At 67.3% G+C, this 13,243-nt stretch carries 13 protein-coding genes; 10 read left to right on the forward strand and 3 right to left on the reverse strand.

The window, feature by feature from the left end; all coding sequences use genetic code 11:
- Positions 1-5 precede the first annotated feature (5 nt).
- Positions 6-752, reverse strand: a complete 747-nt coding sequence (locus tag G6N66_RS01260; RefSeq protein ID WP_085235174.1) for an SDR family NAD(P)-dependent oxidoreductase — start codon at positions 750-752, stop codon at positions 6-8.
- A 59-nt stretch (positions 753-811) separates the two neighbouring features.
- On the opposite strand from G6N66_RS01260, the gene G6N66_RS01265 reads away from it, so the two are divergent.
- From G6N66_RS01265 to G6N66_RS01290, 6 genes are read left to right on the forward strand one after another with little or no spacing between them, the layout of a single operon-like run.
- Positions 812-1,183 (forward strand): DUF3054 domain-containing protein, encoded by a 372-nt coding sequence (locus tag G6N66_RS01265; protein ID WP_085235173.1) that lies wholly within the window; start codon positions 812-814, stop codon positions 1,181-1,183.
- Complete coding sequence (locus tag G6N66_RS01270) at positions 1,180-1,941, forward strand: class I SAM-dependent methyltransferase (protein ID WP_085235172.1); 762 nt, start codon at positions 1,180-1,182, stop codon at positions 1,939-1,941. The genes G6N66_RS01265 and G6N66_RS01270 overlap by 4 nt, the downstream gene beginning before the upstream one ends.
- A 57-nt stretch (positions 1,942-1,998) precedes the next feature.
- Entirely contained in the window at positions 1,999-2,484 is a 486-nt protein-coding gene (locus G6N66_RS01275; RefSeq protein ID WP_085235171.1) for a GNAT family N-acetyltransferase, read from the forward strand.
- Positions 2,481-3,554, forward strand: a complete 1,074-nt coding sequence (locus tag G6N66_RS01280; protein WP_085235170.1) for an LLM class flavin-dependent oxidoreductase — start codon at positions 2,481-2,483, stop codon at positions 3,552-3,554. Before G6N66_RS01275 ends, G6N66_RS01280 begins: the two co-directional genes overlap by 4 nt.
- Complete coding sequence (locus G6N66_RS01285; RefSeq protein ID WP_085235169.1) at positions 3,551-4,660, forward strand: LLM class flavin-dependent oxidoreductase; 1,110 nt, start codon at positions 3,551-3,553, stop codon at positions 4,658-4,660. The genes G6N66_RS01280 and G6N66_RS01285 overlap by 4 nt, the downstream gene beginning before the upstream one ends.
- A complete protein-coding gene (locus G6N66_RS01290; protein WP_085235168.1) occupies positions 4,657-5,979 on the forward strand; it encodes an NtaA/DmoA family FMN-dependent monooxygenase in 1,323 nt (440 codons plus the stop codon). Before G6N66_RS01285 ends, G6N66_RS01290 begins: the two co-directional genes overlap by 4 nt.
- On the opposite strand, the gene G6N66_RS01295 is transcribed toward G6N66_RS01290, so the two are convergent.
- On the reverse strand, positions 5,980-6,735 hold the full coding sequence (locus G6N66_RS01295; RefSeq protein ID WP_085235167.1) for an MBL fold metallo-hydrolase: 756 nt from the start codon (positions 6,733-6,735) through the stop codon (positions 5,980-5,982).
- A 42-nt stretch (positions 6,736-6,777) separates the two neighbouring features.
- Here G6N66_RS01295 and fgd point away from each other — a divergent pair, with 42 nt between their 5' ends.
- The 4 genes from fgd to G6N66_RS01315 all read left to right on the forward strand — a co-directional run bounded on the left by fgd (position 6,778) and on the right by G6N66_RS01315 (position 11,963).
- Positions 6,778-7,785 carry a glucose-6-phosphate dehydrogenase (coenzyme-F420) gene (gene fgd, locus G6N66_RS01300; RefSeq protein ID WP_085235166.1) on the forward strand — a complete coding sequence of 336 codons (1,008 nt, stop codon included), beginning with the start codon at positions 6,778-6,780 and terminating at the stop codon, positions 7,783-7,785.
- A complete protein-coding gene (gene pta, locus G6N66_RS01305; RefSeq protein ID WP_085235165.1) occupies positions 7,782-9,872 on the forward strand; it encodes a phosphate acetyltransferase in 2,091 nt (696 codons plus the stop codon). The genes fgd and pta overlap by 4 nt, the downstream gene beginning before the upstream one ends.
- Complete coding sequence (locus tag G6N66_RS01310; RefSeq protein WP_085235164.1) at positions 9,862-11,010, forward strand: acetate kinase; 1,149 nt, start codon at positions 9,862-9,864, stop codon at positions 11,008-11,010. The genes pta and G6N66_RS01310 overlap by 11 nt, the downstream gene beginning before the upstream one ends.
- Positions 11,011-11,081: 71 nt before the next feature.
- A complete protein-coding gene (locus tag G6N66_RS01315; protein ID WP_085235163.1) occupies positions 11,082-11,963 on the forward strand; it encodes a hypothetical protein in 882 nt (293 codons plus the stop codon).
- Positions 11,964-12,077: 114 nt separating this feature from the next.
- On the opposite strand, the gene G6N66_RS01320 is transcribed toward G6N66_RS01315, so the two are convergent.
- Complete coding sequence (locus G6N66_RS01320) at positions 12,078-13,226, reverse strand: IS30 family transposase (RefSeq protein ID WP_085236268.1); 1,149 nt, start codon at positions 13,224-13,226, stop codon at positions 12,078-12,080.
- Positions 13,227-13,243 lie beyond the last annotated feature (17 nt).

Consider the following 13,243-nt stretch of genomic DNA (forward strand, 5'->3'; position numbering starts at 1 on the left):
AAAATTCAGCCTGCCATAGTGAGGCCGCCGCTGACGCTGATCACCTGGCCGGTGATGAACGACGCGGCATCGGACGCGAAAAACAGCACCGGCGCGGCGACCTCCTCGGGGCGGGCCAGCCGGCGGAACGGAATCGCTTTGACCAGAGCCTCTTTCAGCTTCTCGGGTTGGGCGTGAAACAGCGGCGTATCGGTCGGGCCCGGACATACGCAATTGACCGTGATCTGGTGGCGGGCCATCTCCCGGGCCAGCGATTTGGTCAGCGCGATGACCCCGCCCTTGGCGCCGGCGTAGATGGTTTCGCCCGCGCTGCCCACTCGGCCCGCGTCGCTGGCCAGGTTGACGATGCGCCCGCCGGCCTGCGCCTCGATCATCCCGGGCAGGAACGCGCGGCAGACATGCACCGGCCCCAGGTAGTTGATGGCCACCACCTTGCTCGCGAATTCCGGTGTGGCATGAAGGAATTGGTCGGTGCGGTCCCATCCGGCGGCGTTGACGACGACGGACGGCACGCCCAGCTCGGCGTGCGTGCGGTCCCGCAGCGCCTCGACCAAGGCCGGGTCGGCGACGTCCACCGGCAACGCGGTGATCAGCTCGGGTCGCTCCGCGGCGGTCGCGGCGGCGGCCGCCTCGTCGAGGTCCGCGGCGACGACCCGGTCACCCTGCGCGGCGAACGCCAGCGCTATTGCCTTGCCAATGCCCGATCCGGCGCCGGTCACCACCGCGAGCCGGCCGTGTGAAGAGGCATCCATCGGTGACGAATCTAGGTTCGCGGCGCCGACGGGGTCAAGGATTGCGTAGTCTCACGGAAATGCATAGGCGCTCACCAGCATGGCTGGCCGCAGACGTGATCGGCGTGCTGGTGTTTTGTGCCGTCGGCGGGCGCAGCCACGCCGAGGGCATCACCGTCACCGGCGTCGCGTCCACGGCATGGCCGTTTCTCACCGGGACCGTCCTCGGCTGGCTGGCGTCGCGCGGTTGGCGACGGCCCACGGCGGTGGTCCCCACCGGGGTGGTCGTCTGGATCTGCACCGTGGTGGTCGGCATGCTGCTGCGCAAGGCCAGCTCGGCGGGTGTGGCGGCGAGTTTCGTGGTGGTGGCATCGTCGGTCACCGCGGTGCTGCTGCTCGGCTGGCGAGCGAGCGTGGGGCTGGCCCTGCGGCGCGTCGGCGGCGGGGGATGACGTTCGGTGCGGCGGCCAGGGCGGTGGCCACCAACACCGGGCTGATCGACGATCCGTTCGCCGAGCCCTTGGTGCGTGCCGCGGGAGTGGAGTACTTCACCCAACTCGTCGATAACCAGCGGTACGGGGATGTCACGGACGATCCCGCGGCTACCGCGCTGATGGACGTCCTGGTGACCCACACCCGGTTCTTGGACCAGTTCCTCGCCGACGCCGGGCGGGCCGGCATCCGCCAGGCGGTGCTCCTGGGGTCCGGCTTGGATACCCGCCCGTATCGGCTGTGGTGGCCGCCCGGGACGACGGTGTACGAGCTCGATCGGCCGGAAGTCCTCGATTTCAAGGCCGAGGTGCTGCGTGGTCTGGGCGCGACGCTGTCGGCAAATCGGTGCGCGATCGGCATCGATCTTCGTCAGGACTGGCGTGCGGCGCTGCGGCGGGTCGGTTTCGACGACGCGCAGCCCACGGTGTGGATCGCCGAGCAAGTGCTGGTGGGGCACCTGCCGCCGGCCGTGCAGAACCGGTTGCTGGACGATGTCACCGCGCTGAGCCCGGCCGGCAGCCGATTCGCCGCCGATCACCTGACCGGCCCGACCTACCCCGGCGAATACCGCAGCGTTCCCGAATATCTGGCGGCCAACGGCTGGGAAACCGTCGATAGGGACGTCGTCGACCTGCTCGCCGCCACCGGACCGGGCAGACGGTGGCGCGGCGACCCCGATGATGCGGCCACGCGTTACGTCACCGCGACCCGCGTTTAATTCCGCCGGGAATTCAATTGGAATGCTTTCGGCCGACGCACGTTAGAAAGTTAGGTGATGACCGCCCCTCAACTGCAGTTTGTGCCCGCCACGCTGGACGATGCGCTGGCGCAGCCACTGCTGGACGAGCTGGCCGTCGAGTACGCCGAGCGCTACGGCAGCACGCCGCCGACCATACTGGCCTGGTTGAAGAAGGGCCCTGTTGACGAATTCACACCACCCGACGGCGGCATGTTGATCGGGCTGTTGGACGGGCGGCCGGTTACGGGCGGCGGATTCGTGCGACGCGACGCAGAGACGGCCGAAGTGAAGCGGGTCTGGACCGATCGTGCCCATCGCCGCCGCGGCTTCGCCATGGCGTTGCTGGCCGAGCTGGAGGCCCGGATCGCGGCCGGCGGCTATCAGAAGGTGTATCTGGTGACCGGCCATCGCCAGCCCGAGGCCGAAGAGCTCTATCAGGCGACCGGGTACACCCGGCTGCCCGAGCCGCTGCCCACCTCGGGCCTGGTTCTCCCGATCGCGTTCGAAAAGTGGTTGGCATGACGGCTCCGTTGCATCTGGCCGTCGCGCTGGACGGGTACGGCTGGCATCCCCAGGCGTGGCGCACGGTCGGCCCCGGCGGCCCGTCGGTGCTCGGCGGTCGCTACTGGGCCGAGCTGGCCCGCACCGCCGAGCGTGGGCTGCTCGACTTCCTCACCATCGACGACACCCTGATGCCGCAACCCGGACGCCGCGAGCGGATCGATCCGCGCCGGCTGGCAGGTCGCGGCGACGCGGTGCTCGTCGCGGCGCGGGTGGCGCCCGCGACCCGGCACATCGGTTTGGTTCCGGTGGCCACCGTGACCCACACCGAGCCGTTTCACATCTCCAAAGCCGTTGCCACCCTTGACTATGTCTCGCACGGCCGCGCGGGCTGGCAGCCGCGGGTCAGCGTGACGACGCACGAGGCGGCGCTGTTCGGTCGACGGGACGGATCCCAGATTCCCCTCTTCGACGAAGCCGTCGAATACGTCGACGTGGTACGACGACTGTGGGACAGCTGGGAGGACGACGCGGTGATCCGCGACGTGAGCACCGGGCGCTACATCGACATCGACAAACTGCACTACATCGACTTCACCGGAAAGTACTTCTCGGTCAAGGGGCCATCGATCACGCCACGACCGCCACAGGGCCAGCCGGTGGTGGCCGCGCTCGCACACGCCGGCCCGGTCTACGAATTCGCCGCGGCCACAGCCGATGTCGTATTCGTCACGCCCACCGACGAGGCATCGCTGCGGGAGATCCTGGCGCAGGTGCGCGGGCTGAAGGTGTTCGCCGACGTGGTGGTGTCGTTCGGCGGGGATGCCGACTTCCGCTCCGACTGCCTCGTCATCTCCACCAGCGCAACACAATTGGTGGACATGCTGCTGGAGTGGCAGCGGCTGGGCATCGACGGCGCGCGGCTGCGGCCGGCGATCAACGCCACCGACCTTCCGGTGATCGTCGACGAGGTGGTGCCAATCCTGCAGCGGGCCGGACGATTCCGCACCGAGTATCGCGATGGCGAGACCTTGCGTGCGCGGCTCGGACTGCCGGTGGCAGTGAATCGCTACACGGCGGTGAGCCCGTGATACCGCTCTCGATTTTGGACCTGGCGCCGATCAGCGCCGGCAGCGACGCCGCGACGGCCTTGCGCAACACCATCGACCTGGCGCAGCACGCCGAGCGCTGGGGCTTCAAGCGGTTCTGGATCGCCGAGCACCACTTCGTCGGTGTTGCCAGCTCGGCGCCTGCGGTGCTGATCGGCCAAATCGCGGCCGCTACCAACACTATTCGGGTGGGCTCGGCCGCCGTACAGCTGGGCTACACCACGGTTCCGGCGGTGGTCGAGAGTTTCGGCATGCTCGAGGCCTTCCACCCCGGCCGCATCGACTTCGGCATCGGCCGCGGGCAGCGCAGCGACACCGGCTTCAAACCGAAGCAAACCAGGCCCCGCACGCCGCGGCAATGGCGCGAGGTCGACGGTGTGGTGATCCCGTTGCCGTTCGATCTGCGCGGCCTGCTCGACAAGGACCGCGTTCAAGCAACCATGGGCATTCTGCAGCAGCCCGGGGCGGTGGTGCCCGAGTTCGGCGAGCAACTCGCCGACATCCTCGCGATGTTGGACGGTACCTACGAGGTCAACGGCTTTGATGTGCACGCGGTGCCTGGCGAGCGATCCGGACTGACGCCGTGGATCTTCGGCAGCACCAAGGGGCAAAGCGCGCGGCTGGCCGGTGCGCACGGGCTACCGTTCGTCGCGAGCTATCACATCACCCCGGCGACCGCACTGGAGGCCATCGACGCCTACCGCGAGACATTCGTCCCGTCGGCCACGCTTAAGGAACCCTATGTCGTCGTCTCCGCCGACATCGTCGTCGCCGACGACAGCGCCACGGCAAAGCATTTGGCCACCGGTTACGGGCAGTGGGTGTATTCCATCCGGACCGGCGTCGGCGCCATGCCCTATCCGGATCCCGACGATTGTCCACCGCTCACCGAGGAACAGCTGCCCGTGGTAAAGGACAGGCTGGAAACGCAATTCGTCGGTGACCCCGACGAGGTCGCCGAGCTGCTGTCCGCGTTGCAGCGGCTGACCCGCGCCGACGAACTCGTCGTCACCTCGGTGACTCACCGCCACGAGGACCGGCTGCGTTCCCATCAGCTGATCGCCGAAAAGTGGGGGATAACCCCTTGACCCGCAAGCCCATTCATCTGGCCGCGCACTTCCCGGGCGTCAACAACACCACGGTGTGGACCGATCCCAGCGCCGGCAGCCAGATTCAGTTCGACTCCTTCGGGCACCTGGCCCGCACGGCCGAGCGCGGGCTCTTCGACTTCTTCTTCCTGGCCGAAGGCCTGCGGTTGCGGGAACACCGCGGCCGGATCTACGACCTCGATGTGGTGGGCCGGCCGGACACCTTCACCGTGCTGGCCGCGCTGGCGGGCGTCACCGAGCGGATCGGACTGACCGGCACCATCAACACCACCTTCAACGAACCCTTCGAGGTGGCAAGGCAATTCGCCACGCTCGACCACCTATCCGACGGCCGGGCCGGATGGAACATCGTGACCTCGTCGGACGCGTTCACCGGGGCCAACTTTCGGCGCGGCGGGTTTCTCGATCATGCCGACCGGTATTCGCGCGCCGAGGAATTCCTCGCCGTCGCCGAAAAGTTTTGGGACAGCTGGGAAGCCGGCGCGGTGCTCGCCGATGTCGAAGGCGGAACATACGTCGACCCGGAGCGCATCCACAGCGTGGAGTTTTCCGGCGACCAGTTCGACGTGCGGGGTTTCGCCACGTTGCCCGCGGGGCCGCAGGGGCACCCGATTCTGTTGCAGGCCGGTGACTCTCCCGAGGGCCGCAATTTCGGCGCCCGGCACGCCGACGCCCTGTTCACCCTGCACTCGTCGCTCGAAGACGGCCAACGCTACTACGCCGACGTCAAGGGCCGGGCCAAGGCGTTCGGTCGAGATCCCAACCAGGTCAAGGTCTTTCCGGCCGCGACGTTCGTCCTCGGCGACACCGCCGCCGAGGCGCAGGACAAGGCGCGCCACATCCGCCATCAGCAAGTCAGCGGCCCGACGGCGATCGCGATGCTGGAACAGGTGTGGGGACGCGACCTGTCGGACCACGACCCGGATGGCCCCCTGCCCGACGTCGACCCGCTCGCCGACAGCACCATCACCCAGGGGCGGGTGCGGCACGGCGATCCCGTCGCGGTCGCCAAACGCTGGCGAGAACGCGCCGAGGCCGAGCGGCTATCCATCCGCGAACTGATCATCGCGGTCACCAGCCGACAGCAATTCGTCGGCACCGCGGCGCAGATCGCCGACGAGATCGACCGCTACATCCAGGCCGACGCGTGCGACGGGTTCATCTTGGTGCCGCACCTGACACCGCACGGCCTGGACGAGTTCGTCGATACCGTGGTGCCGCTGTTGCAGGAACGCGGCGCGTTTCGCACCGAGTATGCGGGTGCGACGCTGCGCGAGAATCTGGGGCTAGCGGGCTAACTAGCGGGCTAACGCCGCTGCCGCGTCGGTCGCCTCGCGGATCGGGCCGCGCCACACGTCGCCGTGGCCCGGCAGCAGGATTTCGGTTTCCAGCATGGCCAGCGCGTCGAGGCTGCGCAGACAGCTCTGCTGGCTGTGGCTGAACACCTCGGGCAGCAACTGCGGTCCACGATGCCGCAGCAGCGGATGTCCGGTGATCAGCGCGTCACCGCTGACCAGGACGCCGTCGACCAGATACGAGCAATGTCCGCTGGTGTGCCCGGGGGTGAAAATCGGCATCGGGTAACCCGGCAGCTCGGCGGACCGTTCGGCGGTCAGCGGCTGGGCCGTCGGAATGCCCTCGCGGACCAGGCCGCCGTTGCGAACCAGATGCAGGCCCCACACCGCCCAGCGCGGCCGCCAGAGGCGCAGCGCGACATCGACAACCGAGGCCTGCTCGAGGTATTCCCGCTTGGCGTGACCCACCTCCTCGGCATGGCAGTACACCGGGGTGCCGTGCTCGTTGGCGAACCAGATCGCCGAACCCAGGTGGTCGACGTGGGCGTGGGTCAGCAGGATGGCGTGCACGTCGCCGGCGCCGTAGCCGACCTGGCGCAGCGATTCCAGCACGTCCTGGCGGTCGCCGGGATAGCCGGCGTCGATCAGCATCACGCCGGTGTCGTCGGTGACCAGCACCCAGTTGACCGCGCTGCCCCGCGCGAAGTGCACGTTTTCGGTGACCTGAAAGAGGGTCAGTGACTTCGAGGGGTCTGCCATGCCGGAGAGTTTAGGGATCGCCGCGAGGAGTAGAAATAACGCGTGGCCGAACTAAAGCTTGGATACAAAGCATCCGCAGAACAATTCGCACCGCGCGAGCTCGTCGAACTAGCGGTCGCCGCCGAGGCGCACGGCATGGACAGCGCCTCCGTCAGCGACCATTTCCAGCCATGGCGGCACAAGGGCGGGCACGCTCCCTTCTCGCTGGCCTGGATGACCGCCGTCGGTGAACGCACGCAACGGATCGTGCTGGGCACCTCGGTGCTCACTCCGACGTTCCGGTACAACCCCGCCGTCATCGCGCAAGCGTTCGCCACCATGGCCTGCCTGTACCCGAACCGCATCTTCCTCGGGGTGGGCACCGGCGAGGCGCTGAACGAGATCGCCACCGGGTATGAGGGCGAGTGGCCGGAGTTCAAGGAGCGGTTCGCCCGGCTGCGCGAATCGGTGCGGCTGATGCGGGAACTGTGGCGCGGTGACCGGGTCGACTTTCCGGGCGAGTACTACCACACCAAGGGCGCCTCGATCTACGACGTGCCCGAGGGCGGCGTGCCCGTCTACATCGCCGCCGGCGGTGCGGTGGTCGCCAAGTACGCGGGTCGCGCCGGCGACGGCTTCATCTGCACCTCCGGCAAGGGCGAGGAGCTCTACACGGATAAATTGATGCCCGCCGTGCTCGAGGGCGCCGCGGCCGCCGACCGCAACCCCGACGACATCGACAAGATGATCGAGATCAAGATCTCTTACGACACCGACCCGGATCTGGCGCGGGAGAACACCCGGTTCTGGGCGCCGCTGTCGCTGACCGCCGAGCAGAAGCACAGCATTGACGACCCCATCGAAATGGAAAAGGCCGCCGACGCACTGCCGATCGAGCAGATCGCCAAGCGCTGGATCGTGGCATCCGACCCCGACGAGGCCGTCGAAAAGGTCGGTCAATACGTGAAGTGGGGCCTTAACCATCTGGTGTTCCACGCGCCCGGTCACGATCAGCGCCGATTCCTGGAGCTCTTCGAGAAGGACTTGGCGCCCCGGCTGCGGCGGCTGTGACCTTTCAAACCAAACCGGCGATCTACATCGCGGCGCCCGAGCCGGCGTCCGGCAAGGCGACGATCGCGCTCGGGCTGCTGCATCGATTGGCCGCCAGCGTGGCCAAAGTCGGTGTGTTCCGGCCACTTACCCGCCGCGGCGAAGACCGCGACTACATTCTGGAACTCCTGTTAGAACATGCGACCGCCGGGCTGTCCTACGAGCAGTGCACCGGTGTGACGTATCAGCAGCTGCACGCCGACACTGACGCCGCGATCGCCGACATCGTCGCCGCCTATGACGACATGGCGCGGTCGTGCGACGCGGTGGTGATCGTCGGTAGCGACTACACCGACCTGGGAATGGGGATCACGCCCGCCGAGCTGTCGGTCAATGCCCGGATCGCGGTCAACCTCGGTGCGCCGGTGGTGCTGGCGGTGAGCGCCAAGAACCGCAGCGCCGACGAGGTCGCCAGTGTGGTCGAGGTGTGCCTGGCGGAACTGTCGGCCCAGCACGCTCACACCACGGCGGTGATCGCCAACCGTTGCGCCCCAACTCAACTCGCCGCGGTCTCCGAGGCAGTGCACCTGTTCGCCGCCCGCAGCTACGTGCTGCCCGAAGAGCGGCTGCTGTCGGCGCCGACGGTGACCGAACTCGCCAAGGCGGTCAGCGGGACGCCGATCAGCGGGGACGCCGAGCTGTGCGAACGCGAGGTCATCGACGTGCTGGTGGCCGGGATGACAGCCGACCACGTCCTGGAACGGTTGCGCGACGGCATGGCGGTCATCACCCCTGGCGACCGCTCCGACGTTGTGCTCGCCGTTGCCAGCGCCCATGCGGCGCAGGGATTTCCGGCCCTGTCGTGCATCGTCCTCAATGGCGGATTCCAGCTGCATCCGTCGATCGCGGCCCTGGTCGCCGGCCTGCGGCTGCGGCTGCCCATCATCACCACGACGCTGGGCACCTACGACACGGCCAGCGCGGCCGCCGCGGCCCGCGGCCGGCTCACGGCGACGGCGCAGCGCAAGATCGACACGGCGCTGGAGCTGATGGACCGCTACGTCGACACGGCGGATCTGTTGGCGCAGCTTGCCATTCCGATCCCGACCGTCACCACACCGCAGATGTTTACGCACCGGCTGCAGCAGCAGGCCCGGTCGGATCGCAAGCACCTCGTCCTTCCCGAAGGGGAGGACGACCGCATCCTCAAGTCCGCGGGCCGCCTGCTTCAGCACGGTGTCGCCGACCTGACCATCCTGGGTGACGAGGCCCAAATCCGGCTGCGCTCAGCCGAACTCGGAGTCGACCTGGGTGGGGCGACGGTCATCGACCCGCGCGCCACGGATTTGCGGAACGACTTCGCCGAGCAGTACGCGGAGCTGCGCAAGGCGAAGGGGGTCACCGTCGAGCAGGCTCATGAGATCATGTATGACACCACGTATTTCGGCACCATGATGGTGCACAACGGCATGGTCGACGGCATGGTGTCGGGCGCCGTGCACACCACCGCGCACACGGTCCGGCCGGCGTTCGAAATCATCCGGACCATTCCCGGCGTGTCCACGGTGTCCAGCGTCTTCCTGATGTGTCTGCCCGATCGCGTGCTGGCCTACGGCGACTGCGCGATCGTGCCGAATCCGACGCCGGAACAGCTCGCCGACATCGCGATCTGCTCGGCGCACACCGCGGCACGGTTCGGCATCGAGCCGCGGGTGGCCATGCTGTCGTACTCCACCGGGGCATCCGGAACCGGAGCCGACGTCGAGAAGGTCAGAGCGGCAACGGATTTGGTGCGTTCCCGCGACCCGCAGCTGCCGGTCGAGGGCCCCATCCAGTACGACGCCGCGGTGGACCCGTCGGTGGCGGCCACCAAGATGGCCGATTCGCCGGTCGCCGGCCGGGCGACGGTGCTGATCTTCCCCGACCTCAACACCGGCAACAACACCTACAAGGCGGTGCAGCGCAGCGCGGGAGCGATCGCGATCGGGCCAGTGCTGCAGGGCTTGCGTAAGCCGGTCAACGACCTGTCCCGAGGCGCGCTGGTCGAAGACATCGTCAACACCGTCGCGATCACCGCCATCCAGGCGCAGGGTATCCATGACCGCTGACCAGGTTGTGCTGGTGATCAACTCCGGCTCGTCGTCGTTGAAATACCAACTGGTCGAACCCTCGTCCGGCCGAACCCGAGCCGGTGGCGGCATCCAACAGATCGGCGAGCCGTCGTCACGAGCGGGCGACCATGAAGAGGCGTTGCGGCTGGCCTTCGAACAAATGGCGGAGGCCGGCGTCGATCTGCAGGCGTGCGGCCTGCTGGCCGTCGGGCATCGAGTCGTGCACGGCGGGAACGACTTTTATCGCCCGACGCTGCTCGACGACGCCACCATCGTCGACCTGGAGAAGCTCTCAGAGCTGGCCCCGCTGCACAATCCGCCTGCGCTGCGGGGAATCAAGGTGGCGCGATCGCTGCTTCCGGGCGTCCCGCACATCGCGGTGTTCGACACCGCCTTCTTCCACAATCTGCCGGCCGCGGCCGCGACCTACGCGATGAATCGGGAGTTGGCCGAGCGCTGGCGGATACGCCGGTACGGCTTTCATGGCACGTCGCACCGATACGTGAGCGAGCAGGCCGCCGAATTCCTGGGCAGGCCTACCGAGGCCTTGAATCAGATTGTGCTGCATCTGGGTAACGGCGCTTCGGCGTCGGCGATCGCCGGCGGGCGGCCGGTCGACACGTCGATGGGATTGACCCCGCTGGAGGGGCTGGTGATGGGCACGCGCAGCGGAGACATCGACCCCGGCGTCATCAGCTACCTCTGGCGCAGCGCCAAGATGCCGGTGGACGACATCGAATCCATGCTCAACAATCGATCGGGTGTATGGGGGCTGGCCGGCGAGCGGGATTTCCGTCGCCTGCGCGGCATGATCGAATCCGGTGACGGCGCAGCGGAATTGGCGTACGACGTGTTCATTCACCGGTTGCGCAAGTACATCGGCGCCTACCTGGCCGTGCTGGGGCACACCGATGTGTTGACCTTCACCGCCGGGATCGGCGAGAACGACGCCGCCGTGCGCAGGGATGCGATCACGGGGATGGACGAGCTCGGCCTGGTGATCGACGAAGACCGCAACGCGAGCGGCCAGCGTCGCATCTCTGCCGACGATTCGCCGATCACGATTCTGGTGATTCCCACCAACGAAGAGTTGGCCATCGCCCGCGACTGCGTTCGGATCCTGGAGGCATCCTAACCGGACACGGCAAAGCTGGCCTGTGGAGAACGGAAACCGCCGACGGCGGTTGGCATGCGACCCTTCGCGGCATGCGTGATCCACGTCAACCATTCCTCGGCAGCCACGCACTGGACAGTGGCGCGATGAGCCGGCACCAACTGCGGACGCAATACCTTGCGATTCTGCCCAACGTCTACCTATCGCGGCAGGTGCAGCCCTCGCTGGAGCAGCGCATCAACGCCGCGGGCCTGTGGTCGAAAGGCATCGGGATATTCGCGGGTGCCACCGCCGCAGCGCTGCACGGCGCCAAGTGGATTCCCGAGGATGTCCCAGTTGAGCTGATATGTGCCAATTCCCGACCTCCGCGGGGCGTGCTGACGCGGCGGTTCAGGCTCCTCGCCGACGAAACGCAGGAACTAGACGGTCGCGTGGTCACCACCCCGGAGCGCACCGCCTTCGACATCGGGCGGCGCGGCACACTGCACTCGGCTGTCGCGCAGTTGGATGCGCTCGCCGCCGCGACGGGTTTCAAGGTCGACGACGTGCTGCGTGTCGCGCAGCGTCACCCCCATTCCCCCGGGCTGCGGCAATTGGAAGCCGCACTCGAACTCGTTGACGCGGGCGCCCAGTCGCCGAGGGAGAGTTACCTTCGACTGCTCCTCGTCGACGCCGGATTTCCACGGCCGCAGACCCAGATCCCGGTGCTGGATCCGGACGGTTTTGCCGTGGCTTACATCGACATCGGCTGGTCGGAATACCTTGTCGCCGTCGAATACGACGGTGGTGAGCACCAGCGAGACCGCTGGCGGTACGTCAAAGACATTCGACGCCTGGAGCTGCTCGAGCAGCTGGGCTGGCTTGTCGTCCGGGTCGTCGCCGAACATCGTCGAGCCGATATCGTGCGCCGAGTCCATGAGGCGCTGACTGCCCGAGGTTGGGCCGGCAGCTCGAAGGCAATCAGTGTGCGCTGAGGGCGTTGAGTGTGAACGTATGGCGGGGTTCGGGCCCCAATCGCCGCCGTGGCTTCACACTGAATGCGCTGAGGCGTTGAGTGTGAACGTATGGCGGGATTCGGGCCCTTGCATTCAAGCGGTGGCTGCAACGAATGTGGACGGGTTTGAGAGTAGTCGGTGGAGTTCTTCGGCGGGGGTGCGCCAGTTGTGGCGTTTTCTGGGTCGGGCGTTGAGTTCGGCGGCGACCTGGTCGAGCCAGCCGGGGCCGTAGAACGACAGGTCGGTGCCTTTGGGGAAATACTGGCGCAATAGTCCGTTGGTGTTCTCGTTGGTGCCGCGCTGCCATGGACTGTGCGGGTCGCAGAAGTAGATCGGCAGGCCGGTGGCTTCGGTGATCTTGGTGTGCAGCGCCATCTCGCTGCCTTGGTCCCAGGTCAGCGAGCGGCGCAGGACCTCGGGGATCTCGGGAACCTTGGCCGACATTGCCTCGGCCAGGGTGGCCGCGGTGTGGTCGCCGGGCAGGTGCAGCAGCATCACGAAACCGGTGGTGCGTTCCACCAGGGTGCCAATCGCTGAGCCCGAGGCGGTAGAGCCCAGGATGAGATCGCCCTCCCAGTGCCCTGGGATCGCGCGGTCCTCCGCCTCGGCGGGACGCTCACTGATGTTGATCATTTCTTTGAGCTTGCCGCGGCCTGTTTCCTTGCGGCCCTGCGCTTTTCGCTGAGTACGGCCGGTGCGCAGCGCGGTCTTGACCAGCCGGGCCAATTCTCCGCGGGGCTGAACGTAGATGGCTTGGTAGATCGTCTCGTGTGACACCCACATCTCCGGATCGTCGGGAAAGTCCTCCCGCAGCCGGCCCGCGATTTGCTCGGGACTATGCCGCTTTTCCAAGCGTGCCACCACCTCAGCCAACAATGCAGGCCTGGCCTGCAGGTGGCGCGGTTTGGGGCGCTTGCGGTTGGCCTCAGCGATGTCTTGACCCACCCGTGCCCGATAACCCGACCCGGTCTGCCCACGGGTGATTTCGCGGTCAATCGTGTCCCTGTGGCGCCCCAACAACCCGGCGGCCTGCCCCGGTGAGTGCGCTGTCTCCAACAGCTGTTCCAATCGGCAGCGCTCGATAAATGACAACGGCCCCTTCGGCGGTGACGGATCGGGCTCGATATCAACAGGCACGGCGGTTCTGGGCACATACCCAGCGTGTTGGACCCACCTCAGCGCGGCGGCATCTGACACGCCGGCGATCACCGCGGCCTCCGCCACCGTGGCCCCCGCACGCATCGCCTCCCAAAACCGCT

The sequence above is a fragment of the Mycobacterium conspicuum genome, assembly GCF_010730195.1.
Taxonomy (GTDB): Bacteria; Actinomycetota; Actinomycetes; order Mycobacteriales; family Mycobacteriaceae; genus Mycobacterium; species Mycobacterium conspicuum.